The 26,848-nt window shown below is 68.1% G+C and carries 20 protein-coding genes, 2 rRNA genes and 2 pseudogenes; 20 read left to right on the top strand and 4 right to left on the bottom strand.

Annotated features, from left to right (window positions below):
• Positions 1-75 precede the first annotated feature (75 nt).
• The 10 genes from AS594_RS15500 to AS594_RS15460 all read left to right on the top strand — a co-directional run bounded on the left by AS594_RS15500 (position 76) and on the right by AS594_RS15460 (position 10,692).
• Positions 76-3,200, top strand: a 23S ribosomal RNA gene (locus AS594_RS15500).
• Positions 3,201-3,274: 74 nt separating this feature from the next.
• A 5S ribosomal RNA gene (gene rrf / locus AS594_RS15495) occupies positions 3,275-3,391 on the top strand.
• 68 nt (positions 3,392-3,459) lie between these two features.
• A complete protein-coding gene (locus tag AS594_RS15490) occupies positions 3,460-4,104 on the top strand; it encodes an HAD family hydrolase (protein ID WP_069927596.1) in 645 nt (214 codons plus the stop codon).
• A gap of 43 nt (positions 4,105-4,147) precedes the next feature.
• The gene (locus AS594_RS15485) at positions 4,148-5,365 is read left to right on the top strand and encodes an MFS transporter (protein ID WP_069932837.1); all 1,218 of its coding nucleotides are present in this window, start codon (positions 4,148-4,150) and stop codon (positions 5,363-5,365) included.
• Positions 5,334-6,509, top strand: coding sequence for an acetoin utilization protein AcuC (locus tag AS594_RS15480; RefSeq protein WP_069930531.1), 1,176 nt, complete (start codon positions 5,334-5,336; stop codon positions 6,507-6,509). Before AS594_RS15485 ends, AS594_RS15480 begins: the two co-directional genes overlap by 32 nt.
• A 466-nt stretch (positions 6,510-6,975) precedes the next feature.
• Positions 6,976-7,791, top strand: coding sequence for a phosphatase (locus AS594_RS15475; protein WP_069932838.1), 816 nt, complete (start codon positions 6,976-6,978; stop codon positions 7,789-7,791).
• Positions 7,792-7,918: 127 nt separating this feature from the next.
• Positions 7,919-8,131, top strand: coding sequence for a helix-turn-helix domain-containing protein (locus AS594_RS15470; RefSeq protein WP_014046653.1), 213 nt, complete (start codon positions 7,919-7,921; stop codon positions 8,129-8,131).
• Positions 8,132-8,241: 110 nt separating this feature from the next.
• The gene (locus tag AS594_RS41080) at positions 8,242-8,340 is read left to right on the top strand and encodes a 30S ribosomal protein bS22 (protein WP_003948845.1); all 99 of its coding nucleotides are present in this window, start codon (positions 8,242-8,244) and stop codon (positions 8,338-8,340) included.
• 215 nt (positions 8,341-8,555) lie between these two features.
• Positions 8,556-9,596, top strand: coding sequence for an NAD-dependent epimerase/dehydratase family protein (locus tag AS594_RS15465; protein ID WP_069927593.1), 1,041 nt, complete (start codon positions 8,556-8,558; stop codon positions 9,594-9,596).
• A gap of 1 nt (position 9,597) precedes the next feature.
• On the top strand, positions 9,598-10,692 hold the full coding sequence (locus AS594_RS15460; protein WP_069927592.1) for a lysophospholipid acyltransferase family protein: 1,095 nt from the start codon (positions 9,598-9,600) through the stop codon (positions 10,690-10,692).
• A gap of 92 nt (positions 10,693-10,784) precedes the next feature.
• On the opposite strand, the gene AS594_RS15455 is transcribed toward AS594_RS15460, so the two are convergent.
• The 3 genes from AS594_RS15455 to AS594_RS15445 all read right to left on the bottom strand — a co-directional run bounded on the left by AS594_RS15455 (position 10,785) and on the right by AS594_RS15445 (position 14,445).
• Positions 10,785-11,999, bottom strand: a complete 1,215-nt coding sequence (locus AS594_RS15455; RefSeq protein ID WP_069927591.1) for a DUF5667 domain-containing protein — start codon at positions 11,997-11,999, stop codon at positions 10,785-10,787.
• Between the two features lie 306 nt (positions 12,000-12,305).
• On the bottom strand, positions 12,306-13,088 hold the full coding sequence (locus AS594_RS15450; RefSeq protein WP_069927590.1) for an ECF subfamily RNA polymerase sigma factor, BldN family: 783 nt from the start codon (positions 13,086-13,088) through the stop codon (positions 12,306-12,308).
• Positions 13,089-13,482: 394 nt separating this feature from the next.
• Positions 13,483-14,445, bottom strand: coding sequence for an HAD family hydrolase (locus AS594_RS15445; RefSeq protein WP_069927589.1), 963 nt, complete (start codon positions 14,443-14,445; stop codon positions 13,483-13,485).
• A gap of 107 nt (positions 14,446-14,552) precedes the next feature.
• On the opposite strand from AS594_RS15445, the gene AS594_RS15440 reads away from it, so the two are divergent.
• The 6 genes from AS594_RS15440 to hemB all read left to right on the top strand — a co-directional run bounded on the left by AS594_RS15440 (position 14,553) and on the right by hemB (position 21,219).
• Positions 14,553-14,834: a glutaredoxin family protein gene (locus tag AS594_RS15440; RefSeq protein ID WP_069927588.1), complete on the top strand. Its 282-nt coding sequence runs from the start codon at positions 14,553-14,555 to the stop codon at positions 14,832-14,834.
• 295 nt (positions 14,835-15,129) lie between these two features.
• Positions 15,130-15,912 (top strand): redox-sensing transcriptional repressor Rex, encoded by a 783-nt coding sequence (locus AS594_RS15435; RefSeq protein WP_069927587.1) that lies wholly within the window; start codon positions 15,130-15,132, stop codon positions 15,910-15,912.
• Complete coding sequence (locus AS594_RS15430; RefSeq protein ID WP_069932840.1) at positions 15,909-17,468, top strand: glutamyl-tRNA reductase; 1,560 nt, start codon at positions 15,909-15,911, stop codon at positions 17,466-17,468. The genes AS594_RS15435 and AS594_RS15430 overlap by 4 nt, the downstream gene beginning before the upstream one ends.
• Entirely contained in the window at positions 17,465-18,424 is a 960-nt protein-coding gene (gene hemC / locus AS594_RS15425) for a hydroxymethylbilane synthase (protein WP_069927585.1), read from the top strand. Before AS594_RS15430 ends, hemC begins: the two co-directional genes overlap by 4 nt.
• On the top strand, positions 18,421-20,088 hold the full coding sequence (locus AS594_RS15420; protein WP_069927584.1) for a bifunctional uroporphyrinogen-III C-methyltransferase/uroporphyrinogen-III synthase: 1,668 nt from the start codon (positions 18,421-18,423) through the stop codon (positions 20,086-20,088). The genes hemC and AS594_RS15420 overlap by 4 nt, the downstream gene beginning before the upstream one ends.
• Positions 20,089-20,199: 111 nt before the next feature.
• Positions 20,200-21,219, top strand: coding sequence for a porphobilinogen synthase (hemB, locus tag AS594_RS15415; protein WP_069932841.1), 1,020 nt, complete (start codon positions 20,200-20,202; stop codon positions 21,217-21,219).
• Positions 21,220-21,259: 40 nt separating this feature from the next.
• Here hemB and AS594_RS15410 read toward each other — a convergent pair whose 3' ends face one another.
• Positions 21,260-22,183 carry a transposase family protein gene (locus AS594_RS15410; RefSeq protein ID WP_079148194.1) on the bottom strand — a complete coding sequence of 308 codons (924 nt, stop codon included), beginning with the start codon at positions 22,181-22,183 and terminating at the stop codon, positions 21,260-21,262.
• Between the two features lie 127 nt (positions 22,184-22,310).
• On the opposite strand from AS594_RS15410, the pseudogene AS594_RS15405 reads away from it, so the two are divergent.
• From AS594_RS15405 to AS594_RS46145, 4 genes and pseudogenes are all read left to right on the top strand, one after another.
• Positions 22,311-23,510, top strand: a pseudogene (locus AS594_RS15405) (ISAzo13 family transposase); the annotation flags it as partial.
• A gap of 741 nt (positions 23,511-24,251) precedes the next feature.
• Positions 24,252-25,538: a group II intron reverse transcriptase/maturase gene (gene ltrA, locus AS594_RS15400; protein ID WP_240509018.1), complete on the top strand. Its 1,287-nt coding sequence runs from the start codon at positions 24,252-24,254 to the stop codon at positions 25,536-25,538.
• 130 nt (positions 25,539-25,668) lie between these two features.
• Positions 25,669-26,169: pseudogene (locus AS594_RS15395) on the top strand (helix-turn-helix domain-containing protein); the annotation flags it as partial.
• 411 nt (positions 26,170-26,580) lie between these two features.
• The gene (locus tag AS594_RS46145) at positions 26,581-26,841 is read left to right on the top strand and encodes a LysE family translocator (RefSeq protein ID WP_240509016.1); all 261 of its coding nucleotides are present in this window, start codon (positions 26,581-26,583) and stop codon (positions 26,839-26,841) included.
• Positions 26,842-26,848 lie beyond the last annotated feature (7 nt).

The raw sequence follows: 26,848 nt of genomic DNA, 5'->3' as shown, positions 1-26,848 counted from the left end.
GCACTCGTCCGTAAGGGCGGGGTGATGGGTGGCTGGTCGTTGCTTGAGAACTGCACAGTGGACGCGAGCATCTGTGGCCAAGTTTTTAAGGGCGCACGGTGGATGCCTTGGCACCAGGAACCGATGAAGGACGTGGGAGGCCACGATAGTCCCCGGGGAGCCGTCAACCAGGCTTTGATCCGGGGGTTTCCGAATGGGGAAACCCGGCAGTCGTCATGGGCTGTCACCCATACCTGAACACATAGGGTATGTGGAGGGAACGCGGGGAAGTGAAACATCTCAGTACCCGCAGGAAGAGAAAACAACCGTGATTCCGGGAGTAGTGGCGAGCGAAACCGGATGAGGCCAAACCGTATGCGTGTGATACCCGGCAGGGGTTGCGCATACGGGGTTGTGGGATTGCACTTCAACAGTCTGCCGGCTGTTGGGCAAGTCAGAAACCGTTGGTGTAGGCGAAGGACATGCGAAAGGTCCGGCGTAGAGGGTAAGACCCCCGTAGCTGAAACATCAACGGCTTGCTTGTGCAACACCCAAGTAGCACGGGGCCCGAGAAATCCCGTGTGAATCTGGCGGGACCACCCGTTAAGCCTAAATATTCCCTGGTGACCGATAGCGGATAGTACCGTGAGGGAATGGTGAAAAGTACCGCGGGAGCGGAGTGAAATAGTACCTGAAACCGTGTGCCTACAAGCCGTGGGAGCGTCGCGCATTGAGTTTACTCAATGCGTCGTGACTGCGTGCCTTTTGAAGAATGAGCCTGCGAGTTAGCGGTGTGTAGCGAGGTTAACCCGTGTGGGGAAGCCGTAGCGAAAGCGAGTCCGAATAGGGCGATTGAGTTGCACGCTCTAGACCCGAAGCGGAGTGATCTAGCCATGGGCAGGTTGAAGCGGAGGTAAGACTTCGTGGAGGACCGAACCCACCAGGGTTGAAAACCTGGGGGATGACCTGTGGTTAGGGGTGAAAGGCCAATCAAACTCCGTGATAGCTGGTTCTCCCCGAAATGCATTTAGGTGCAGCGTCGTGTGTTTCTTGCCGGAGGTAGAGCACTGGATAGGCGATGGGCCCTACCGGGTTACTGACCTTAGCCAAACTCCGAATGCCGGTAAGTGAGAGCACGGCAGTGAGACTGTGGGGGATAAGCTCCATGGTCGAGAGGGAAACAGCCCAGAGCATCGACTAAGGCCCCTAAGCGTACGCTAAGTGGGAAAGGATGTGGAGTCGCAGAGACAACCAGGAGGTTGGCTTAGAAGCAGCCACCCTTGAAAGAGTGCGTAATAGCTCACTGGTCAAGTGATTCCGCGCCGACAATGTAGCGGGGCTCAAGCGTACCGCCGAAGTCGTGTCATTCACACATATATCCCCAACGGGAGTGTGGATGGGTAGGGGAGCGTCGTGTGCCGGGTGAAGCAGCCGCGGAAGCGAGTTGTGGACGGTTCACGAGTGAGAATGCAGGCATGAGTAGCGATACACACGTGAGAAACGTGTGCGCCGATTGACTAAGGGTTCCTGGGTCAAGCTGATCTGCCCAGGGTAAGTCGGGACCTAAGGCGAGGCCGACAGGCGTAGTCGATGGACAACCGGTTGATATTCCGGTACCCGCTTTGAAACGCCCAGTATCGAATCCATTGATGCTAAGGCCGTGAAGCCGTCCTGGAGCCTTCGGGCAAAGGGAAGTGGTGGAGCCGCCGGTCCAAGGTGGTAGTAGGTAAGCGATGGGGTGACGCAGGAAGGTAGTCCAGCCCGGGCGGTGGTTGTCCCGGGGTAAGGGTGTAGGCCGAGGGGTAGGTAAATCCGTCCCTCGTTAAGGCTGAGACCTGATGCCGAGCCGATTGTGGTGAAGTGGATGATCCTATGCTGTCGAGAAAAGCCTCTAGCGAGTTTCATGGCGGCCCGTACCCTAAACCGACTCAGGTGGTCAGGTAGAGAATACCGAGGCGTTCGGGTGAACTATGGTTAAGGAACTCGGCAAAATGCCCCCGTAACTTCGGGAGAAGGGGGGCCATCACTGGTGATCGGATTTACTCCGTGAGCTGGGGGTGGCCGCAGAGACCAGCGAGAAGCGACTGTTTACTAAAAACACAGGTCCGTGCGAAGCCGTAAGGCGATGTATACGGACTGACGCCTGCCCGGTGCTGGAACGTTAAGGGGACCGGTTAGTGCGCTTTCGGGCGTGCGAAGCTGAGAACTTAAGCGCCAGTAAACGGCGGTGGTAACTATAACCATCCTAAGGTAGCGAAATTCCTTGTCGGGTAAGTTCCGACCTGCACGAATGGCGTAACGACTTCTCGACTGTCTCAACCATAGGCCCGGTGAAATTGCACTACGAGTAAAGATGCTCGTTTCGCGCAGAAGGACGGAAAGACCCCGGGACCTTTACTACAGTTTGATATTGGTGTTCGGTTCGGCTTGTGTAGGATAGGTGGGAGACTTTGAAGCATGCACGCCAGTGTGTGTGGAGTCAATCTTGAAATACCACTCTGGTCGTGCTGGATGTCTAACCTCGGTCCGTGATCCGGATCAGGGACAGTGTCTGATGGGTAGTTTAACTGGGGCGGTTGCCTCCTAAAGAGTAACGGAGGCGCCCAAAGGTTCCCTCAGCCTGGTTGGCAATCAGGTGTTGAGTGTAAGTGCACAAGGGAGCTTGACTGTGAGACCGACGGGTCGAGCAGGGACGAAAGTCGGGACTAGTGATCCGGCAGTGGCTTGTGGAAGCGCTGTCGCTCAACGGATAAAAGGTACCCCGGGGATAACAGGCTGATCTTCCCCAAGAGTCCATATCGACGGGATGGTTTGGCACCTCGATGTCGGCTCGTCGCATCCTGGGGCTGGAGTCGGTCCCAAGGGTTGGGCTGTTCGCCCATTAAAGCGGTACGCGAGCTGGGTTTAGAACGTCGTGAGACAGTTCGGTCCCTATCCTCTGCGCGCGTAGGAATATTGAGAAGGGCTGTCCCTAGTACGAGAGGACCGGGACGGACGAACCTCTGGTGTGCCAGTTGTCCTGCCAAGGGCATGGCTGGTTGGCTACGTTCGGAAAGGATAACCGCTGAAAGCATCTAAGCGGGAAGCCTGCTTCGAGATGAGTATTCCCACCCCCTTTGAGGGGTTAAGGCTCCCAGTAGACGACTGGGTTGATAGGCCAGATGTGGAAGCCCGGTAACGGGTGGAGCTGACTGGTACTAATAGGCCGAGGGCTTGTCCTCAGTTGCTCGCGTCCACTGTGTTAGTTCTGAAGTAACGAACTGTGCCGTTTCCGGTTTGTTCAACTTCATAGAGTTTCGGTGGTCATAGCGTTAGGGAAACGCCCGGTTACATTCCGAACCCGGAAGCTAAGCCTTTCAGCGCCGATGGTACTGCAGGGGGGACCCTGTGGGAGAGTAGGACGCCGCCGAACAATTTTTACGCCCCGGCCCCCGGACTTATGTCCGGGGGCCGGGGCTTTTTTGCGTTTAAGGTCAAGTCATGCGCTACGACCTCATCATCTTCGACAACGACGGCGTCCTCGTGGACAGCGAGCCGATCTCCAACACGATCCTCGCCGCCTACCTGAGCGAGCTGGGGCACCCCACCTCGTACGAGGATTCGATCCGCGACTACATGGGTTCCGCCGTGCACCGGATTCACGATCTCGTGCTGGAGCGGACGGGCCAGCGTCTGCCCGAGGACTTCGACAAGACCCTCCACGCCCGCATCTTCGCCGCCTTCGAGCGGGAGCTGAAGCCCGTCGCCGGGGCGGAGGAGATGCTCGGGCAGCTGGTGGAGGACGGGGTCTCGTACTGTCTCGCGTCCTCCGGCAGCCACGAGCGGATCAGGGTCGGGCATCTGGTGACTGGGCTGGACGAGTGGTTCGAGGACAGCTGGATCTTCAGTTCCCAGGACGTCGGCCGTGGCAAACCGGCGCCGGACCTCTTCCTGCACGCCGCCGAACGGATGGGCGTGCCGGCGGAGCGGTGTGTCGTGGTCGAGGACAGTCCGCTCGGGGTCGAAGCGGCCAGGGCGGCGGGGATGGACGTGTACGGCTTCACCGCCATGACTCCGGCCGACAGACTCGCGGGGGCGACTGGTTGCTTCTCGGAGCTGGGGCGACTGCGGGAATTGCTGGCCTGATCGATCTACCCCAGAGTAGGTGACGGGCCTACGCTGTGCGGCCATGACAGACGCGCGCCTACGGCACGGCAGGGCTTCCCTGGGGTTGAGCTTCTTCGCGCAGGGTGTGGCGTTCGCGCTGCTGGTGACGCGGCTGCCTGCCATCCAGGACCGGTACGGGATATCCGACGGGCTGCTGCCCCTCTTTCTCGCCGCCGTGCCGATCCTGGCCGGCGTGGGCAGCGTCGCCACCGAGCAGTGCGTGAAGCGGGTCCGGCCGAGCCTCGTCCTGCGGTGGTCGCAGCCGGTGGTCATGCTGGCGCTTCTCGGAGTGGCCGCCGGTAGTGAAATGTGGCAAGTGGCCGTCTGTCTCGGGGTGTTCGGGGTGGCGGTCGGCGCGCTGGACGCGTCGATGAACATGCTGGGCGTGAACCTTCAGCGGGCGTACGGGCGCAGCATCATGCTTGGTTTCCACGCGGCGTACAGCCTTGGCGGGATCGCGGGGGCGTCGCTCGCGTGGGTGGGGGCGCACTGGGATCTGACGCTGCTCGTCTCGTATCTGCCGGTCGTGGCTGTGCTGCTGCCCGCGGCGTTCGCCGGTAGCCGGTGGTATGCCGACGCCGTGGCCGAGGCCGGCGTCGCGGTAGGGGGAGGCGGGGAAGGGAAGGCGGCCGGGTCCGGGGTCGGGTTCACGTTGTTGCTGCCGCTGTGTCTGGTCATGACGTTCGCGTACATCGGGGACTCGACGGTCTCCAATTGGAGTGCCAAGTATCTGGAGGACGTACTCGGATCGTCGGAGCAGACGGCGACTCTTCCGTACAACGTCTACATGGTGACGACGCTGGTGGGGCGGGCCGTCGGGGACTTCGGAGTGCGGCGCTTCGGGGCGGTGGCGGTGGTGCGGGCCGGGGCGCTGCTGGCTGCGGGCGGCTTCGCGGTGGTGGCGGGGGCGCCGGGGGTCGGCGTGGGGATGCTCGGATTCACGATGCTCGGGTTCGGGCTGTGCGTGATCGTGCCGCAGACGTTCGCGGCGGCGGGGCGGATCTTTCCCGGGGCGTCGAGCGACGCGGCCGTGGCTCGGCTGAACGTCTTCAATTACGTCGGATTCCTGGTGGGCGCGCCGTTGGTGGGGGCTCTCGGGGACGCGTGGAGTTACCGCGGGGCGATGCTGGTGCCGATGGTTCTGGTGCTGGTGACGCTGGTGTACGCCCGGTCGTTCGCGTCCGGGACCGACCGATACGGTGGCGGGCATGAGCGGGCGCGCGCGGTTGATGTGGGATGACGCGGTAACGGGTTACGACTTCGGGGCGAGCCACCCGATGGACCCCGTCAGGCTCGACCTGACCATGGGGCTCGTACGGGCTTACGGGCTCGACCGGGCGGTCGATGTCGTCGCCGCGCGGGCCGCGGGGGACTCGACGCTGCGGCTTGTGCACCGCGAGGACTATGTGGCGGCCGTACGAGCGGCTTCGGCGGACCCGCGGGGGGCGGACCAGGCGTACGGGCTGGGGACCGCCGACGATCCCGCCTTCGCCGGGATGCACGAGGCTTCGGCGCTGATCGCCGGGCAGTCGGTGGGGGCGGCGGAGGCGGTCTGGCGGGGTGAGGCCGCGCACGCCGTGAACTTCGCGGGCGGGCTGCACCATGCGATGCCGGGGACCGCGGCGGGGTTCTGCATCTACAACGACGCGTCGCTGGCGATCGCGCGGCTGTTGGAGCTGGGGGCGGAGCGGGTCGCGTACGTGGACGTGGACGTGCACCACGGGGACGGGGTGCAGGCGGCGTTCTGGGACGATCCCCGGGTACTGACGGTGTCGCTCCACGAGCATCCGCGGACGCTCTTTCCCGGGACCGGGTGGCCGGAGGAGACGGGCGGGAGCGGTGCGGGCGAGGGCTCGGCCGTGAATGTGGCGCTGCCGGCGGGTACGGGGGACGCGGGGTGGCTGCGGGCGTTCCACGCGATCGTGCCGGAGCTGTTGGCGGATTTCCGGCCGCAGGTGCTCGTGACGCAGCACGGGGCGGACACGCATTTCGAGGATCCGCTGGCGCACCTGGCGGTCTCGCTGGATGCGCAGCGGGCGGTGCAGACGGCGTGTCATGACCTGGCGCACGCGTACGTGGACCGTGGGGCGTGGGTCGCGCTGGGCGGCGGGGGATACGCGGTGGTGGACGTCGTCCCGCGGTCGTGGACGCATCTGGTGGGGATCGCGGCGCATCGGCCGGTTGATCCGGAGTCTGTGATTCCGGCGTCTTGGCGGGATGAAGTGTACGCGCGTACGCGGCAGTTGGGGCCGGGGCGGATGACCGACGGAGTGACGCCGACGTGGGAGGCGTGGGACGCGGGGTACGACCCGGCGGACCGGCTGGACCAGGCGGTGCTGGCGGCTCGGCGGGCGACGTTTCCCTTGCGGGGGTTGTTGGCTTAGCGGGCGGCGGGGCGGCGGGGGCGGCGGGGGCTGGGGGCCGGCGTCGGCCCGGGGTGCGGGGGTCGGGGGTCGGTGACGCCCCGTGGCGTCTCCTCGGGTGCCCAACAATTCGGGTACTCGGCGTGCTTCTGGGCGGTTGCGTTCGACACCCTGCGGGGAGCGCCCCGGTGCGTCCCCTCCCGGCACCGTGGCCCGCGAAGCCGGGGGTGGGGACGGCGACGGCCGCCCGGTGCGTGGGGTGCGCGGCCAGGGGTGGGGACGGTGCGGCCGCCACGTGCGTGGGGTGCGCGGCCAGGGGCGGGGACGGTGCGGCTGCCCGGTGCTGTGGGGTGCGAGGCCCGGGGGTGGGGGCGGTGCGTCCGTTCCCGGTGCTGTGGGTGCGCGGTCGGGGGTGGGTTACGCCAAGTGTGGGGTCTGTCGCGGGTTTTGGGGGAAAGGGGGGTGGGGGTGAGGGAGCATCGGCAGGGTGTTGAGTACCGGCGCTCTGCGTGCGCATCTGTTGGCGGCCCGGCTCGCCGGGACCGTGGCCACCTCCCGGGAGGCGAGCCTGCGGAGCTACCGGCTGTTCGCCGCGCGGGACCCCGGGGTGCTGCTCGGGCTCGACCCCGAACGGGCCTGGGACGAACTCGACGTGATGGCCCTGATGGCCGACAGGTGCGGGGTGTCCGGCGACCCCGGGTGTGTCAGTGGGGCGGATGTGATCGACCCCGATCGGACGCTGGCCGGCCTGGAGGAGTTCGCGGGGCGGCTCGGGGAAGCCGCCGCACGGGGGGTTCCGGTGCTCTTCGGGACCGGACATCCCCATCGGTTACTCGGGTTCTACGCCGATCTCGCAGACGCCTTGTCGGCGGCGGGATGCCTTGTCCTCACCCCGGCGCAGGGGCGATGTGTCGACATAACGACCCGGTTCGGAGTACGTACGCACAATCTTGACTACGTACGAGGAGTCGCGCTGGTGCGAGAACCCGGCGCGCGTGGCGCCGTGAGTGATACCGGCGCACACAGTCATTCGCCCCTCCCGGTCAGGGTCGCGCTCGCCGCTGCCGGGGAGGGTGACGGGCCCCTTCCGGGGCTCGTCGTGGGGGACCACGGATGGGTCTGCGGTGCAGGTCAGTTGGGGTTCGAGGCCATTGGACTGGCCGATACGGACGATCCCGCGCTGTTCGTCGGAGAAGCCGAGGGGCGGGTGTCCGTCGCCGTTCCGCTTGATGATGCCGTGCGGTCCGATTACTACCGACCGCTTACTCGCTATGTACTCAATCGAGCGTGTCTGTCACGGTAGGCGTCGGATCGCTGCTCCTCTTCCCCACTCGTATCACCCGCCCCTAGTCTGGGAGTGAGCGCACAACGACGAAGAGTCACCGGAGGGGAAGCCGGTGCGCGTCGGGTGCGGAAGGTACAGGTGGGTCATGGCTGCTGGCAGCGAGAGGCCTCTCAACGAGGTCAAGTTTCTGACCGTGGCGGAAGTCGCCTCGGTGATGCGAGTGTCGAAGATGACCGTGTACCGATTGGTGCACAGCGGTCATCTGCCGGCGATCCGGGTGGGCAGGTCCTTCCGGGTTCCGGAGCAAGCGGTTCACGAGTACCTCCGAGAGTCCTTTGTGGGGGTGGAATCGGCCTGACGGCGGCCTCGGATTACGTCCCTCTCCCGGTGGCGGGTAGGCTAGGCCCTCGTAGGTCGTGTGGGCCCAGACGCCCCGCACCGAGTGAAGAGAAGTGAGCGAGGGTAGTCGTGGGCTCTGTTATCAAGAAGCGGCGCAAGCGGATGGCCAAGAAGAAGCACCGCAAGCTGCTCAAGCGCACCCGCGTTCAGCGTCGCAACAAGAAGTAAGCGGCCGCTGTACGTGTATCCGCAGCCCTTCCACCGTCATGGTGGGAGGGCTGTGGTGCGTTGTGGCGCCTGTCCGGGGCCGGGTGACCCGTACGGCGCGGGCGGTTCGTGTAGCCCATGTGTGTCTGCTGTCACTTCGGGCGCCGCGCGGTCATCACAGCGCAACGTCCAACCGCTACGGTGGCGCTAGGGGAGACCGAGGGAAGGCGCTGATCTTGGGCAAGGTCGTGCTCGTCACAGGTGTGGCCCGGCAGCTGGGCGGCCGTTTCGTACGGCGTATCCAGCGTGATCCCGATGTGGACCGGGTGGTCGGCGTCGACGCGATCCCGCCCGAGCACCACCTGGGAGGCGCCGATTTCGTTCAGGCGGACATCCGCCAGCCCGCTGTCGCTCGCGTTCTCGCCGAGCACGGTGTCGACACGGTCGTGCACCTGGACGTCACCGGAACGCCGCTGGGCACCGGTGGCAGCCGTACGTCGGTGAAAGAGACCAACGTCATCGGCACCATGCAGCTCCTCGGGGCCTGCCAGAAGTCGCCGACCGTGCAGCGGCTCGTCGTGAAGTCCAGTACGAGCGTCTACGGGTCCGCGCCGCGCGACCCGGCCGTCTTCACCGAGACCACGCCGCCGAAGTCGCTGCCGAGCGGAGGCTTCGCGAAGGACGCGGTCGAGGTCGAGGGGTACGTACGCGGCTTCGCGCGCCGGCGGCCGGACGTGGCCGTGTGCGTGCTCCGGTTCGCCAATATTCTCGGGCCCTGTGCGGATTCGCCGCTGGCCGACTACTTCTCGCTGCCCGTGCTGCCCACGGTGTTCGGGTACGACCCCCGGTTGCAGTTCCTGCACGAGGACGACGTCATCGACGTACTGCGCATCGCCTCGCACGATCCGCGGCGCGGCACCATGAACAGCGGGACGTTCAATGTCGCCGGCGACGGTGTGGTGACGCTCTCTCAGTGCTCGCGGCGGCTCGGCCGGCCGACGGTACCGGTGCTGCTGCCCGCCGTCACCTGGGTCGGCTCCGCGCTGCGGACGGTCGGGGTGACCGACTTCTCGCCCGAGCAGATCCGGCTGCTGACGCACGGACGGGTCGTCAGGACCACCCAGATGCGCGAGACGCTGGGCTTCGAGCCCAAGTACACGACCGCGGAGGCGTTCGCGGACTTCGCGCGCAGCCGGGGCGCGGGGCTGCTGCCGCCCGAGCGGCTTGCCCGTACCGTCGACCGGCTCTCCACTCTCGTTAGCAAGGAGCGCACCTGACATGGCCGATGCCAAGGTCATCCCGTTCGGTGATGATCCGCGGACCCGGCGGGTCCGGCCCAAGTCCAAGGACGCCGGTGCCGGTGGCGCCGGTGCCGGGGCTGCCGCCAAGGAGTCCAGGGGGAAGCGGCCTCCCGGGCGCAAGGGCGGCCCGCTGGCGCCCGTACCCGAGCAGCAGGCGGCGCCCGAGGACGCGGCGCTCGCGCAGCCGGCTCCGGTGGCGCCGGAGGAGCCCACGGCGAACCCGGGCGGCGGGGGCGGCTGGGACCGGCGGATCGCCGGCGGGCTGGCGTTCCTGCGGCGGCGGCTCACCGGTGACTACGAGGTCGACGAGTTCGGGTACGACGAGGAGCTCACCGACAAGGTCCTGATGTCGATGATCAGGCCCCTGTACGAGAAGTACTTCCGGGTCGAGGTCAAGGGCATCGAGAACATCCCGTCCGAGGGCGGGGCGCTGATCGTCGCCAACCACTCGGGGACGCTGCCGCTCGACGGGCTGATGCTCCAGGCCGCCGTGCACGACAACCACCCGGCCGGGCGGCATCTGCGGCTGCTGGCGGCGGATCTGGTGTTCATGCTGCCGGTCGTGAACGAGCTGGCGCGCAAGGCCGGGCACACCCTGGCCTGTGCCGAGGACGCGGAGGAGCTGCTGCGGCGCGGTGAGGTCGTCGGGGTGATGCCGGAGGGCTTCAAGGGGATCGGGAAGCCGTTCAGCGAGCGGTACAAGCTCCAGCGGTTCGGGCGCGGCGGGTTCGTCTCCACGGCTCTGCGCGCGGGGGCGCCGATCGTGCCCTGTTCGATCGTGGGGGCCGAGGAGATCTACCCGATGATCGGGAACGCGCGGACGGTCGCGCGGGTGCTGGGCATCCCGTACTTCCCGCTCACGCCCACGTTCCCGTGGCTCGGGCCGCTGGGAGCCGTGCCGCTGCCCACGAAGTGGACGATCCAGTTCGGTGAGCCGATTCCGACGGACGGGTATCCGGCGGAGGCGGCGGAGGATCCGATGCTGATGTTCAACCTGACGGATCAGGTGCGGGAGCAGATCCAGCACACGCTGTACAAGCTGCTGGTGCAGCGGCGGTCCGTCTTCTTCTGAGCGTCGAGTACGGACAGCGGAAGGCAAAGGTGTGGGCCCGGTCTCCGGTGGAGAGCGGGCCCACGGTGTTGCCTGGTTCGGGTCGCGGCGGGTTACGGCGCGTTCTCCTCCTCGATGCCGAGGCCCGGGAGGATGCCGGGGAGCAGCGGCGGAACCGTGACGTCGGGGACCGGCGGGGTGTTCGGGCCGCCCTTGTCCCTGGAGGACGGTGACGACGGGGCCGGGGTGTCGGCGGACGGCGGGTCCAGGAGGTCGCCCGGGGCGCCCGGGAGGAGGCCCTCCTCCTTGGCGGTGCTGCGGGGGGACGACGGTTTCGGCTTGGCGTCGTCGCCCGTCCGGCCGCCCGCGGAGGTGCTGGTGGAGGGGGCGGGACGGTCCGTTCCCGGGGTGCCCGTGCGGTCCTGGGTGGAGCCGCTGGGGCGGTCGTGGTTCTCGGGCGACTTCGGGGCGCGCGGCAGGAGCGACTGGAGCGGGGCCACCTCTTCGTCTATGGCGTCGAAGACGGAGCTCACCTGGTCGCCCACGTCGGCCAGCTGTACGGGCAGCCTCTCGCGCAGGCTGCTCCACGCTTGGCGGTGCGACTTGGCGAACGACGACAGCGCCTGGATGGAACCGATCGAGCCGTCACGCTCGTAGGCCCGGGTGAGAAGGCGGTGGCCCTCGCCGGCGTCGTGCGTCATACCGCTCAGCGTGCGCCGGACCTCCCCCAGCTGTTCGTGGTCCAGGTCGGCGGCCCGGCCGCGCTCCATGAGGCGGCGCGCCTCCATGAGGCGGGTCGAAGCCTGGTCGAGATAGATCTCGCCACGGTCGGCGTCGTCGCCGGCCATGCCGAGCTTGACGTCTTCCATGCCTCGCTTCAGCCCGTACAGCGAATCACCCGGCAGGGCGTCGGAACTCGCAGCGGCCACTCCGCTGAAGGCTCCCGCGGCCACACCGACGGTGAGTCCGCCCGCAGCGATGCCCTTCGACCAGCGGGAGCGCGGGCGCAGTTTCCGGAGCGGGGAGGCCCGGTGGCTGCCCCGTCCGGTCCGCTGCTCGGGCACCGTAGGGCCCGTCGGCACGCCGCCTTCGGCGACCATCGCTTCCATGGCGGCGATGAGCTGGGCCCGCTGGACGACCTTGACCTCGGGGTCCAACTCCGGTGACGGCAGTGCGCCGAGACCGTTCGCCAGGGCCAAAAGCCGTGCGGGCTCTGGCCCTTCGGCCGTTTCTTCGGGCTGATCTGCCGCCGTGCCCTGGGGCGTCTGTGCCTCCAGCGCTTGGGCGAAGGCGTTCGCCCGCCGGTGCGCCGATACGTTCGCGATCACTGGCGGCACCTCCTCTCGTCATGACGATCGACTCCCCTGGGGGTCCGGAAGGTTGCACGCCATGAGCACATCCACACGATCGAGTGAGTGGCTGCGGACATGGCGTGACCGCAGGGAGCCTGCATCCCGCACAACGAGCGTGTCGGCACTTGGGTTACGCGCGACGGATGATCCGACCACAACGTCATGGAGGGTCATGGCGACGTGACCGACGGTGACCGTGTCGGCTGATCGGCGGGCGCGCTCGGGCGCGTGTCGGTGGTCGGTGGGTGAGGTGGGCGCGGGCGGGTGGATGGGTCGGCGATTTCAGCGGGCGTCGTCGGGGAGGAGGCGGGCGAGCGTACGGACGGCCCGGTACTGGAGGGTCTTGATCGCCCCCTCGTTCTTGCCCATGACGCGAGCCGTCTCGGCGACCGAGAGGCCCTGGAGGAAGCGCAGGGTCACGCACTCCTGCTGCTGCGGGTTGAGCTTGCGGACGGCTTCCAGGAGAGCCGCGTTGGAGAGGGATTCGAGGACGGAGTCCTCCGGGCTGCGCTCGACCTCGTTGGCGTCGAGCATTTCGCCGGTGGTCACTTCGAGACGGAATCGGCTCGATTTGAAGTGGTCGGCGACCAGGTTGCGGGCGATCGTGACCAGCCAGGCGCCGAAGTCGCGGCCCTGCCAGGTGAACGTCGAGATCCGGCGCAGGGCGCGCAGGAACGTCTCGCTCGTCAGGTCCTCCGCGGTCGCCTTTCCGCCGACGCGGTAGTAGATGTAGCGGTAGACCGTGTCGCTGTACTGGTCGTAGAGGCGGCCGAACGCATCGGCCTCGCCGGCCTGAGCGCGTTCGACGAGGTCCATCATGCGTGCGCTGTCGCTGTCGGCGCTGGGCCGACGGGCGGTGGACGTGCCGGTGCCCGAGCCGGCGCCGCGGCTGCGTCTGCCGACCGCCGCACCGCCGTCGGCCAGGGCATAGCAGGGGCCGACAAGTGCAGGGGTGGCAAGGGCGGGGACGGCGTACGCGGTGGGGACGAAGCCGCGCAAGCGGTCCACGACCGTTGCGCGCAGCGTAGCCAGGCCCGAGGCGTCAACCCCGACGTGTGGGTACACGGGACTCCCAGAGGCAGAGCTTCCAACACGTTCAGTGCTAGACCGGTCACTCGTCGTGCTGACGGGTGGGGTCCGGTATGCGTCTGAGGAGAATAACGCTTCGTACAGGCAGCGCTACACCCAGTTGCTAAAATCATCGATTCCGTCGCTTCTGTTACGTCTAGACGACGGTTCCAGTAGCAGTTGGTGATCAGTTGTTGATCGGATCACTTCGTAATCTGCGTGATTGCTGGATGTGTTGTGCCCGAGTGAAAGTGACGGGACTGGCGGGAGCCAGGAGGGGGTAGGGACCCCGGATTGCGCAGCGGCGGGCCGACGCGCCCCGGCCGGTGCCCCCGGTCGTTCCGGGGGGCGTGTTCGGAGGCGTGTCCGGGGGCGTGCTCTGGGCGTGCCGTCAGCGGCGGCGGCGGTGCAGGGCCATGGCCGCCGCGGTGCCGCCGGCGATCGCGCCGACCCCGGCGGCGGCCGGGATGCCGACCTTGGCGGCCTTGCGGCCGGTGCGGTAGTCGCGCAGCCGCCACTCGCGTTCGCGGGCGTACCTGCGCAGTTTCGCGTCGGGATTGATCGCGTACGGATGTCCGACGAGCGACAGCATCGGGATGTCGTTGTGGGAGTCGCTGTACGCCGCGCAGCGGGCCAGATCGAGGCCCTCGGCGGCGGCGAGGGCGCGGACCGCCTCGGCCTTCGCCGGGCCGTGCAGGGGCTCGCCGACGAGCTTGCCCGTATATACGCCGTCGACGGACTCGGCGACGGTGCCCAGGGCGCCGGTCAGGCCGAGGCGGCGGGCGATGATCGTGGCCGTCTCGACGGGGGCGGCGGTGACCAGCCAGACCTTCTGGCCCGCGTCGAGGTGGGCCTGGGCGAGGGCGCGGGTGCCGGGCCAGATGCGCTCGGCCATGTACTCGTCGTAGATCTCCTCGCCGATCGACATCAGCTCGGAGACGCGGTGGCCCTTCACGATGGACAGCGCGCTTTCGCGTGCGTCCTGCATGTGCTCGGGGTCCTCGACGCCGACGAGGCGGAACCATGCCTGCTGCCACGCGAAGCGGGCCAGCTCCTGGCGCTGGAAGAACTTCCGCTTGTAGAGGCCGCGGCCGAAGTGGAAGATCGCGGCACCCTGCATGACGGTGTTGTCGAGGTCGAAGAACGCGGCGGCCCGGTCGTCACCGACGACGGGGAACGGCGGTTCCGGTTCCGCGGGCTCGCCGGACGGCGTCGCGAGGAGGCCGTGCAGTTCTTCAAGCTCCTGCTGTTCCTGCGACGTCTTGCGTGCTGCCTCGGCTGCTGCCTCTCCCGCCAGTACGCTCCGGGCTGTCGCCGAGCGCCTGCGGGGGGTGAGCCATCCCAGTGCGGCCATGTCGTGAGCATAGCCAGTCTGTTCGGTACTTCCGGACCTGCCGGGATGCGTCGGCGTGAACTCTCCGGGGCGCCGGTGTTACGCGGCGGTCGGGCGAGAATGGCGGTATGAGTCCCCTGTTGCGACGTACGCATGCGAAGAGGAAGCCCGAAGAGCGACTGGTCACGCTGATCGGGAAGCCGGGCTGTCATCTCTGTGACGACGCGAGGGCCGTGGTCGAGGAGGTGTGCGGGGCGCTCGGCGTGCCGTGGGAGGAGAAGGACATCACACGGGACGAGGAACTGAACCGGGCGTACTGGGAGCAGATTCCGGTTGTGCTCGTCGACGGTGAGCAGCACACCTTCTGGCGGGTGGACGCGGGCAGGCTGCGCAAGGCGCTCGGGGGCTGAGCGGCCGAGCGGCCGGCGGGTGACCGAAAGAGAGCTAGGCTCATGGGCGATTTGAGCGGTCTCGGGGGCGTAGTCGTGAGGAGTGTGTACGGTTTTGCCCCCTTCGGATCTTCAACGAGCTCGAACGGTCCGTGGTTCCAGGACCGGGCGCCCGGCACGCGTGACCCCGGTCACTTTGGGCGGACAAAACGGACACCATCTTTGTGCACGCGTTCACAAAGGCATAGCCTGCTTGCGACGGGGCGGTCCTGGTACATACGGCCGCCTACAGCCCCGCTCATCCCGCAGGAGCACCGTGGCAACTGGCCGAACTCACCGACCGGCGACCCGTAGCCGAGGCATTCCCGAGGCCACCGTCGCCCGACTTCCGCTGTATCTGCGCGCGCTGACCGCGCTCTCCGAGCGTTCGGTCCCCACGGTTTCCTCCGAGGAGCTCGCCGCCGCGGCCGGGGTCAACTCCGCGAAGCTGCGCAAGGACTTCTCGTACCTCGGGTCCTACGGGACGCGCGGCGTCGGGTACGACGTCGAGTACCTCGTCTACCAGATCTCGCGCGAGCTCGGGCTGACCCAGGACTGGCCGGTCGTCATCGTCGGCATCGGTAACCTGGGCGCCGCCCTCGCCAACTACGGCGGGTTCGCCTCCCGTGGCTTCCGCGTCGCCGCGCTCATAGACGCCGACCCCGCCATGGCGGGCAAGCCGGTCGCCGGGATCCCCGTCCAGCACACCGACGATCTCGAAAAGATCATCAGTGACAACGGCGTCCACATCGGCGTGATCGCCACCCCCGCCGGTGCCGCCCAGCAGGTCAGCGAGCGGCTCATCGCCGCCGGTGTGACCTCGATCCTCAACTTCGCGCCGACGGTCCTGTCGGTGCCGGACGGGGTCGACGTACGCAAGGTCGACCTCTCCATCGAGCTCCAGATCCTCGCCTTCCACGAGCAGCGCAAGGCCGGCGAGGAAGCCGCCGCCGTGGCCGGCGCGGCGGGCGACGTCGTGACGCCCCCGCCGCTGCGGGCGGCCGCGGCCGCGAGCCGGAAGGGACCCGACGGGGACGTTCCCGCCGTGATGCCGGCATGAGTCTTCTGGTAGTCGGACTGAGTCACCGCAGCGCTCCGGTCAGTGTGCTGGAGCGGGCGTCGCTGACCGCTGAGGCGCAGGCCAAGCTGCTCCAGGACACGCTCGCCTCCGAGCCGGCGGTCGAGGCCGCCGTGCTCGCGACGTGCAACCGCATCGAGCTGTACGCCGACGTGGACAAGTTCCACGCCGGTGTCGCCGAGCTGTCCACGCTGCTCGCGCAGCACAGCGGCGTGGGGCTCGAAGAGCTCACTCCGTATCTCTACGTGCACTACGAGGACCGGGCCGTCCACCACCTGCTGTCGGTGGCGTGCGGGCTCGATTCAATGGTCGTCGGCGAGGGACAGATCCTCGGCCAGATCAAGGACGCGCTCGCGCTGGGGCAGGAGCTCCACACCGCGGGCCGGCTCCTCAACGACCTCTTCCAGCAGGCGCTGCGCGTCGGCAAGCGGGCGCACTCGGAGACCGGCATCGACCGGGCCGGGCAGTCGCTGGTCACCTTCGGCCTCGAACAGCTCGCCGCCGGCACGGGTGAGCCGGTCGGCGAGTGGGCCGCGGGCAAGCGGGCGCTGGTGATCGGCGCGGGCTCGATGTCCTCGCTGGCCGCCGCCACGCTCGTACGCACCGGAGTGGCCGAGGTCGTCGTCGCGAACCGCACGCAGGCGCGGGCGGAGCGGCTGGCGGAGATCCTGGGCGAGGCCGGGGGTGTGGCGCGCGCCGTGCCGATGGCCGATGTGGCGCGTGAACTGACACGAGTCGACGTGGTCGTCTCCTGCACGGGCGCGACCGGCCTGGTGCTCACGGCGGAGAACGTCGCCGGTGCGCTCGGGCTGACGGTGGACCACGCCACGGACGCCGCCACCGCGGCGGGACGCGGCGCGGACGCGGGTGCGCCCGCGGGCTGCCCCGAGGCCGCCGTGCCCGCCGCCCGGCAGGCCGCCGACGCCGGCTCCGTGGAGCAGCACGGCGCCTGGGCGGACAACGGCACGGCCGTCGCCCAGGTGCGTACCCGCGGGCAGGCCGGGGTGCGCACCGGCTCGCCGGTGCGGCTCGCGCTGCTCGACCTCGCCATGCCCCGCGACATCGACGGCGGCGTGCACCGGCTCGACGGCGTACGGCTGGTGGACATCGAGTCGCTGGCCGAGGCATCCGCCGACGCGCCGATGGCCGCCGATGTGGACCAGGTGCGGACCATCGTGTCCGACGAGGTCGCGGCCTTCGGCGCCGCCCAGCGCGCCGCACAGATCACGCCCACCGTCGTCGCCCTGCGCAGCATGGCCGCCGATGTGGTGAGCAACGAGGTCGCCCGGCTCGAAGGGCGGCTCCCCGGACTGGACGACAAGCAGCGCGCGGAGATCACGCAGACCGTGCGCCGTGTCGTCGACAAGCTCCTGCACGCGCCCACCGTGCGGGTCAAGCAGCTCGCCAGCGAGCCCGGCGGCGCCGGGTACGCGGACGCGCTGCGCGAACTCTTCGACCTCGACCCGCAGACGGTCGCCGCCGTCAGCAGGGCCGACCTGAACGACACCCCTGACGGTGGGAATAGAGGGCGGGCATGACTACGGATGCCTTGAAGCTGGGGACCAGGCGCAGCAAGCTCGCCATGGCCCAGTCGGGACACGTCGCCGAGGCGGTGCGCCGGATCACCGGGCGCCCCGTCGAGCTGGTGGAGATCACCACGTACGGGGACGTCTCGCGCGAGCAGCTCGCGCAGATCGGCGGCACGGGCGTCTTCGTGACCGCCCTGCGGGACGCACTGCTGAGGGGTGAGGTGGACTTCGCGGTCCACTCCCTGAAGGACCTGCCGACCGCTCAGCCGGACGACCTGACGCTGGCGGCCGTGCCCCGGCGGGAGGACCCGCGTGACGTACTGGTCGCGCGGGACGGCCTGACGCTGGCCCGGCTGCCTGCCGGTTCCCGGGTGGGAACCGGATCGCCGCGCCGCATGGCGCAGCTCAACGCGTACGCGCGGGCGCACGGTCTCGACATCGAGACCGTGCCGATCCGCGGCAACATCGACACTCGTGTCGGATATGTACGGAGCGGGGAACTGGATGCGGTGGTTCTGGCCGCCGCCGGCCTCAACCGCATCGGCAGGACCGACGAGGTGACCGAGTTCCTCCCGGTCGACGTCGTCCTGCCCGCCCCCGGCCAGGGGGCCCTGGCAGTCGAGTGCGCCGCCACGCGCGTCGAACTCGCTGCCGCGCTCGCCGAGCTCGACGACCCGCACACGCGGGCCGCCGTGACCGCCGAGCGATCCCTGCTCGCCGCCCTGGAGGCCGGTTGCAGCGCACCTGTGGGTGCGTTGGCCGACCTGCTGGCCGACGGACAGGTTGTCAACGAAATGCGCCTGCGCGGTGTCGTCGGTACCCCCGACGGCTCCGAGCTGGTGCAGCTGTCCACTACCGGTCCCGTACCCACGTCGCACAACGACGCGATCACTCTCGGACGCGAACTCGCGGACGAGATGCTCGCGAAGGGTGCGGCCGGTCTTATGGGGGAGCGAGCACAATGAGCCCCACCACCACCTCTACGCCAGTACCTTCCGTGTTCCCCGTGTCGGGGCACGTCACATTTCTCGGGGCAGGGCCAGGTGACCCCGGTCTGCTGACGCTGCGCGCCGTCGAGGCGCTCGCGAGCGCGGATGTGCTGATCGCCGAGCCGCATGTGCTCGATGTCGTACGTACGCATGTCAGGGCGGGTGTGAGCACGCCACAGCTGACGGTCGTTGACGATGTGTCAACTGCCGCCGGTATCCCCGCGATCAGGGATGCGGTCAATCTTGTCATGGAGGCCGCGCGGGGCGGCAAGCGGGTCGTCCGTGCGATCTCCGGCGACCCCGGCCTCGACGGCAACGCCGGCGAGGAGATGCTCGCCTGCGCCGCCGAGGGCATTCCCTTCGAGGTCGTTCCCGGTGTCGCGTCGGCCGTCGGCGTGCCGGCGTACGCCGGTGTGCCGCTGCGCGACGGGCGGGGGGCGGACGTGCGGTTCGTCGACGCCCGCAGCGCCGACGACAGATGCTGGTCCGAGATCGGTCAGAGCGACGCCACGGCTGTCGTCTCGACGACGCTGGACGCGGTCGCGTCGGCCGCCGGCGAGCTCGTCTCGGCCGGGCGCAAGCCCGACACGCCGATGAGCGTCACCATCGCCGGTACGACGACGCGGCAGCGGACGTGGAACGCGACGCTCGGTACGGTCGCCCAGGTCCTGAAGCAGGCCAAGGTGCTGCCTTCGCCGGACGGTCACCAGCCCGTCATAGCCGTGGTCGGCGAGCGCAGCGCCGCTGCTCAGCGCGAGCAGCTGTCGTGGTTCGAGTCGAAGCCGCTCTTCGGGTGGCGGGTGCTCGTTCCGCGTACGAAGGAGCAGGCGGCGTCGCTCTCCGACCAGCTTCGGTCCTACGGAGCCGTTCCGCACGAGGTGCCGACGATCGCCGTCGAGCCGCCCCGGACCCCGCAGCAGATGGAGCGGGCCGTCAAGGGCCTCGTCACGGGGCGCTACGAGTGGATCGCCTTCACCTCGGTGAACGCGGTGAAGGCCGTCCGGGAGAAGTTCGAGGAGTACGGGCTCGACGCCCGTGCGTTCGCGGGGATCAAGGTCGCCGCGGTGGGGGAGCAGACGGCTGCCTCGCTGGTCGAGTTCGGTGTGAAGCCGGATCTCGTGCCGAGCGGGGAGCAGTCGGCGGCCGGGCTGCTGGAGGACTGGCCGCCGTACGACCCGGTCTTCGACCCGATCGACCGGGTGTTCCTGCCGAGGGCGGACATCGCCACCGAGACGCTGGTCGCGGGGCTGATCGAGCTCGGGTGGGAGGTCGACGACGTCACGGCGTACCGGACGGTGCGCGCTTCGCCGCCGCCGGCGGACACGCGTGAGGCGATCAAGGGCGGTGGGTTCGACGCCGTTCTGTTCACGTCGTCGAGCACCGTGCGCAACCTGGTCGGCATCGCCGGCAAGCCGCACAACGTGACCGTGATCGCGTGCATCGGTCCCGCCACCGCCAAGACGGCGGAGGAGCACGGGCTGCGGGTCGACGTGCTGTCGCCCGAGCCGTCGGTGCACAAGCTGGCCGAGGCGCTCGCCGCGTTCGGTACGGCGCGGCGCGAGGCGGCTGTCGAGGCCGGTGAGCACGTGACGCGGCCGAGCGAGCGGCGTCCCGGGTCCCGGCGGCGCCGGACCACCTGAGGTGTGGTGAGAGGTGTGGGGGTCCGGGGCGTCGCCCCGGGCCCCCACACGTCGATCGTGCCGACGGGGTGACGGTAAAAGCGGTCGTTCCGGCGGCGTAGCGTGTTTGGCATGACTGTGTATGGATCCTTTCCCGGGGCCCGGCCCCGTCGGCTGCGTACCACCCCCGCGATGCGGCGGATGGTCGCCGAGACCCGTGTGCACCCGGCCGACCTGATCCTTCCGGCGTTCGTACGGGAAGGCATCAGCGAGCCCGTGGCCATCTCGGCCATGCCCGGCGTCCGGCAGCACACGCTGGAGACGCTGCGCAAGGCGGCCGTGGAGGCGGTCGAGGCGGGGGTCGCCGGGATCATGCTGTTCGGCGTGCCGGCCGACGAGAAGAAGGACGGCGCGGGGACCGCCGGCACCGACCCCGACGGGATTCTCCAGGTCGCGCTGCGCGAGGTGCGGGCCGAGGTGGGCGACGACCTCGTGATCATGTCCGACCTGTGCCTGGACGAGTACACCGATCACGGGCACTGCGGCGTCCTGGACGCGGACGGGCGGGTCGACAACGACGCGACGCTGGAGCGGTACGCCGAGATGGCGCAGGTCCAGGCGGACGCGGGCGCGCACGTGGTGGGCCCCAGCGGAATGATGGACGGCCAGGTCGGCGTCATCCGGGACGCGCTGGACAGCATCGGCAGGGAGGACGTGTCCGTCCTCGCGTACACGGCGAAGTACTCCTCCGCCTTCTACGGTCCGTTCCGGGAGGCGGTCGGCTCCTCGCTGCGGGGCGACCGCAAGACGTACCAGCAGGACCCGGCGAACCTGCGGGAGTCCATGCGCGAGCTGGCGCTGGATCTGCACGAGGGCGCCGACATGGTGATGGTCAAGCCCGCCGGACCGTACCTGGACGTGCTGGCGAAGGTCGCGGAGGCCGTGGACGTACCGGTCGCGGCGTACCAGATCAGCGGCGAGTACGCGATGATCGAGGCGGCGGCGGAGCGGGGCTGGATCGACCGCGACAAGGCGATCATGGAGAGCCTCACGGGCATCAAGCGCGCCGGCGCGAACATGATCCTTACCTACTGGGCCACCGAGGTCGCGCGGTGGATCGGCCGCCAAGGTTACGACGTTGTGTGCGACTGAGGTCGGGACGTGTCGGCTTGGCGGTTCGGCTGATGGGTGATTACCGCTCGGCGGTGCGGTCGGAGACGAGTCCGGCGATCGCCAGGTGTGTTTCGTCGTAGTGCTCACGGCGTCCGATGTACCGCTGAAGGGGACGCCATTGCTTGTGCTCAGCGTTGGCGTGCTCGACGCAGATCCGTTCGGAGGACTGTCGCTTGCGGGCTGTCTCCCACGCGGCGGTCTCCTCCGCCGATGCGTCCTTGCCGGGCTTCTTCGGCGGCGCCTGGACCTGGCCGGGAAACCGTTTGGCCAGGCCCCGATATCCGGCATCCACCTTGGCCTTGACCTGCGGGTACTGCTCGAGGAGGTCCTCGATTCCCTCGCTCTTGACCGCGGTCTGGTCATGCATACGGCCCGGCCGAATCGCGCCGGCCCACAGGGTGCGGCCCTTCTCATCGGTGACGACGGTGGCCTTCTTCGTGTTCTGCCGCATCTTGCCCGAGACGAACGCCCGGCGGCCGGGCCGGTTCGCCTTCGGGCGCCGGACGCGTACCTCGGTGTCGTCCAGCCGCAGCTCAACGCCCTTCGCGGCGGCGTAGGCGAAGACGTCGGCCAGGGTGTGCAGGCGCAGTCCCTCCTCGCCAGGGACCGCAAAGCCACGCGCGGCGAGAAGCGGACGGATCTCATGGACCGCCCGGGTGATGGTGGAGCGGTCAACGCCGTAGAAAAGGGCGAGGGCGGCGTGCGGGAGCTGGAACCGCAGGATCACCAGGGTGGCGATCACCCGATCGGTGAAAACCAGCTGATGGACCGGACCTCCGCCCTCGGCCCGTAGACGGTCGTGACCTCGACGTTCGCGCAGCCGGGCGTCCTCCCGTGCCATCCAGAGCGCGGCCAACTCGGCGATGAGCTTGCCGAGTTGATTCCGCGAGATACCAGTGCAGATAGGATGCGAGAGAGCCGTACGGGCCAAGGATCGCTTCACAACTTTCCCAACCCGTACGGCTCACTGCATGTCACGGCCTGATCAGCACTTGGTTTCGTACACCACGTCGTTAGGGCTCGCAGAGAATCAACGTGTTGCTTCCGGTGATGTGGCTCGTTGACGTGGTATGGGCATACCGCAAGAGGTTCGAGATCAACTGACTGCCAAGTTCGGGGTGTTGTTCCCACACCTGGACGAGCGGCAGCAGCGTCTGCTGATGGGAGGAGAGGCCCGCGTCCTGGGGCACGGCGGGATCCGGGCCGTCGCGCGGGCCGCCGGGGCCAGCGAGGCGACGGTCCGCAAGGGGGCGGATGAGCTGGAGGCGGGCGAGGCGCCTTTGGGGCGGGTCCGCCGGCCCGGAGGCGGCCGGAAGAAGGCCGCCGACCTGGATGCGGGACTGCGGCCCGCGCTGCTCGCCCTGGTCGAGCCGGACATGCGCGGAGACCCGATGTCGCCGCTGCGCTGGACGACTAAGTCGACCCGGAACCTGGCCGGCGAGCTGACCCGCCAGGGACACAAGGTCAGTGCCGACACGGTCGGTGACCTGCTGCGGGAGGAGGGTTTCAGTCTGCAGGCCAACTCCAAGACCATCGAAGGCAAGCAGCACCCGGACCGGGACGCCCAGTTCCGCTACATCAACGAGCAGGCCAAGGACCACATCGGCGCCGGGGACCCGGTGGTCAGCGTGGACAGCAAGAAGAAGGAACTGGTCGGCCAGTACAAGAACGCGGGGCGTGAATGGCAGCCCACGGGTGAGCCGGTGCAGGTCAAGACGCATGACTTCCTGGACCGGGAGGGGCCCGGCAAGGCGATCCCGTACGGCATCTACGACATTGCCGCGAACGCCGGCTGGGTCAGTGTCGGCACCGACCACGACACCGCCGCTTTCGCGGTCGCCTCGATCCGCCGCTGGTGGCACGGGGCCGGACAGGGCGACTACCCCCGCGCCCGTCGGCTGCTGATCACCGCCGACGCCGGGGGCTCCAACGGCTACCGCACCCGGGCATGGAAGACCGAACTCGCCGCTCTAGCCGCCGAGACTGGCCTTGAGATCACGGTGAGTCACCTACCGCCGGGCACATCGAAATGGAACCGGATTGAGCACCGGCTGTTCTCCCACATCTCCATGAACTGGCGCGGCAGGCCCCTGACCAGCCATGAAGTCATCGTGCAGTCCATCGCGGCGACCACCACCCGCACCGGACTGAAGGTCCGCGCCGAACTCGACACCGGCGCCTACCCCACCGGCGTGAAAGTCGACGACGCCCAGGTCGACGCGCTGACGATGACCCGCCACCGCTTCCACGGCGACTGGAACTACACCCTCGTGCGCCACGAGGCGCCACTTGATACCGGGTAGGGGTGAAAGACCCCTACCGCCGGCCTGTCGCAGCAGGCTGGTGAAGCTGAGGGCAGCCGATGCGTGGAGATGCACGCGGAGGTGGGAGCAGCCCTGACAACGACGGGACGCGTCGGTACTTCCAGACGGCGCGGGTCCGGCAAGCAAGACGAGACGCCGTACGAGAGGAACCAGTGTCTGACGCCCCGTAAGAGTTCCACCGGCTCCAATCTGGAAGATGCGGGCCGGGTGCAGCGCACGCCACCTCCGGGTGGCGACTCCGAAGCCGATTTGAAGGTGCCGGTGGGGAGGCCACGTTGAAAGCCTGCGGCGTAGGCGTGGCGATGCTGTCGGGGTAGAGCTGGGCGGCTCACTCGTCGACCGGTTGGTGGTGAACGTGGGAAGCGTCCTGGTGTCGCCCTTCCCGTCTGGCAGCCAGTCAGGTGGAGGGCAAGGCCCGTCGTCGGCTGACGACGCCAGGACGTGGCGGAGGCCCCGTAGTAGTCCGAGCGCGTTAATGGCGCGCACATGGCGAAGGGGGCCAGCAACTCAGCAGTCGAGGAACTGGAAGACCGGGAGGTCATCGGTGAATACCGACGAACTGGAGCACGCCACGTATGAGGCGGAGCGCCGGGTACGGGAGATCCAGGCCAAGCTGCACCGTTGGGCCCGTGATGATCCTCATCGCAGGTCGATGACCTCTTCAACCTCTGTGCCGATCCCGCGTTCTTGCTGGTCGCGTGGGATCGGGTGCGGGGTAACAAGGGTGCCAAGACCGCCGGGGTGGACGGCCGCACAGCGGCGTCCATCGCGGAGCAGACGGGCGTTGAGGAGTTCCTCGACGCACTACGAGGCTCGATCAAGGATCGTAGTTTCCGTCCGCTGCCGGTGCGGGAGCGGATGATCCCCAAGACAGGCGGCAAGCTGCGCCGCCTGGGGATCGCGACAATCGCCGACCGGGTGGTGCAGGCGTCCTTGAAGCTGGTGCTGGAGCCGATTTTCGAGGCGGATTTCCTCCCGTGCTCCTACGGGTTCCGTCCGAACCACCGGGCTCACGACGCGGTGGCCGAGGTCCGCCACTTCACGTCCCACGGGTATGAGTGGATCGTGGAAGGTGACATCAAAGCCTGCTTCGACGAGATTTCGCATCCCGACTTGCTCGACCGGGTGCGGCTTCGGATCGGGGACAAACGCGTTCTTGACCTGGTGAAGGCATTCCTCAAAGCGGGCATCCTCGGTGAGGATCGCGTGCTGCGAGAAACCAGCGCCGGAACCCCGCAGGGTTCGATCTTGTCGCCGTTGCTCAGCAACGTGGCCCTGTCGGTCCTGGACGAGTACGTAGCCCAGGGACCGGGAGGACCCGGAAGCAGCAAGCTGGGGCGGGAACAGCGTCGCCGTCAAGGTCTTCCCAACTACCGTATTTCCAGGTATGCGGACGACTGGTGCCTGATGGTCCACGGCACCGAAGGCGATGCCACAGCCCTGCGCGAGGAGATCACAGGGGTCTTGTCCACGATGGGCCTGCGCCTATCCCCGGAGAAGACCCTGATCACCCACATCGATGAGGGACTGGACTTCCTCGGGTGGCACATCCAGCGCCACCGCAAACGAGGAACCAGCCGGTACTACGTCTACACCTACCCCTCACGCAAGGCCCTCGCGGCTGTGATGGCCAAGGTCAAAACGGCGTGCCGGAAGATGGCCACGAACCAACCGCTCGACACCCTGCTCATCCAGCTCAACCGGATGCTGCCGGGCTGGTGCGCCTACTTCCGACCCGGCGTGTCCAGCGCGACATTCCAATACCTGAGCTCGTACACATGGAGCCAGGTCATGAAATGGCTGCGCCGCAAGCACCGCCGGATCACCTGGAAGGACCTCCGCCGCCGCTATTGCGAGGGAGGTTGGCGGCCAGTTGGAGAGGAACGGACGCTGTTCGACCCCGGAAAGGTGCGCACAACGCGCTACCGCTACCGGGGCGCGGCCATCCCTTCCCCCTGGCCGACCACGGCATGAGGACGATCATCGACAGCAAAGCGGGACTTGTGGAGCGCCCGGTGCCATGAGAGTGGCACGCCGGGTGCGGGAAGCGGCCCGAAGAAACGGCTCGATCGAAAGACGAGACCGCGCTTCGGGCCGACTTCACCACGCACACCATGCCCAGCGCGCGCCCACAGCCACCAGCACTCCACACGGCGCGGAACCACGGCTGTGGGACGCCCGGCAGCACACCCGCCTCACCGACCCGGAACTCACCGGCATCGCCCGCTCACAACTGAACACCCTCATCAGCGAGTTGGCGGCCCTCCAGGGTGCCCGGCGAGAGGAACAGCGCCGCCACCGACGCGGTCGCGAACGACAGCGAGCCCCCGGCGCCGGCCCCCGGCAGGCGTTCACCGACCCCGACCGGGTCCTGGCCACGATCCTCTACCAGCGCGGGTGCTTCACCCACGCCCTCCTCGGCGAACTCTTCGGAACCAGCTCGCAGACCATCACCCGCACGATCCAGGACACCCAGCCCCTCCTGGACCAGCACGGCTGCAACGTCCCCCGCTCCACCGCACGATTCACCACCCCCACCGACGTGGCCGCCTACCTCGACGCCTACGGCACCGAGCCCCAAGACAACATCAAACACGCATGTTGATTTTCTGCGAGCCCTTAGACGCGTCCCCCGCCGTGCGGCCAACTGATGCCGTCCCGGGTGGTGCAGAACGCCTGAAACGTGGAAGGCGTTGCACGGGAGGCACTGATGTCGGTCAACTTAGTGGGTTTCCTGGGAGTCGTACTGCTCGCCTACGTCGTTCCCGGGCCGGATTTCCTCGTCATCGTCCGGGCGGCGGCCAGGCGGCGCTGGGCCTTTCGGTGGTGGCCGCGCAGTCGGCCGTGGTCTTCACCGCGATCAAACTGGCGGGCGCGGCCTATCTCGTCTTCCTGGGCGTACGGGCCATCCTGGTGGCCCGGAGGTCCGGAGCGACGGCGGCGAGCACACCGGAACGGGCCGCTCCGCACGACGGGACGAAGCGAGGCAGCTTCGCCGAAGGCTTCCTGACCCAACGTGCTCAATCCGAAGGCCGCGCTGTTCTTCCTGAGCGTCCTGCCCCAGTTCGTCGACGGCGGCGGCTCCGGCTCCGTGACCAGCCAGATCCTGCTGCTCGGCGTGCTCGATGTGCTGATCGGTATCCTGTACTGGCCCTGGGTGGTCGTCGTGGCCGCCAAGCTGCGCGGCCTGCTGGCCCGGCCGGTGTTCCGCCGCCGCTGGGAGCGGACCACCGGAGTGCTGTTCATCGGCACGGGAGCGGGAGTGGCGGCCAGTTGACCCCCGT

Source organism: Streptomyces agglomeratus (genome assembly GCF_001746415.1).
Classification (GTDB): domain Bacteria; phylum Actinomycetota; class Actinomycetes; order Streptomycetales; family Streptomycetaceae; genus Streptomyces; species Streptomyces agglomeratus.
This window is presented reverse-complemented; position numbering and strand designations above follow the sequence as displayed.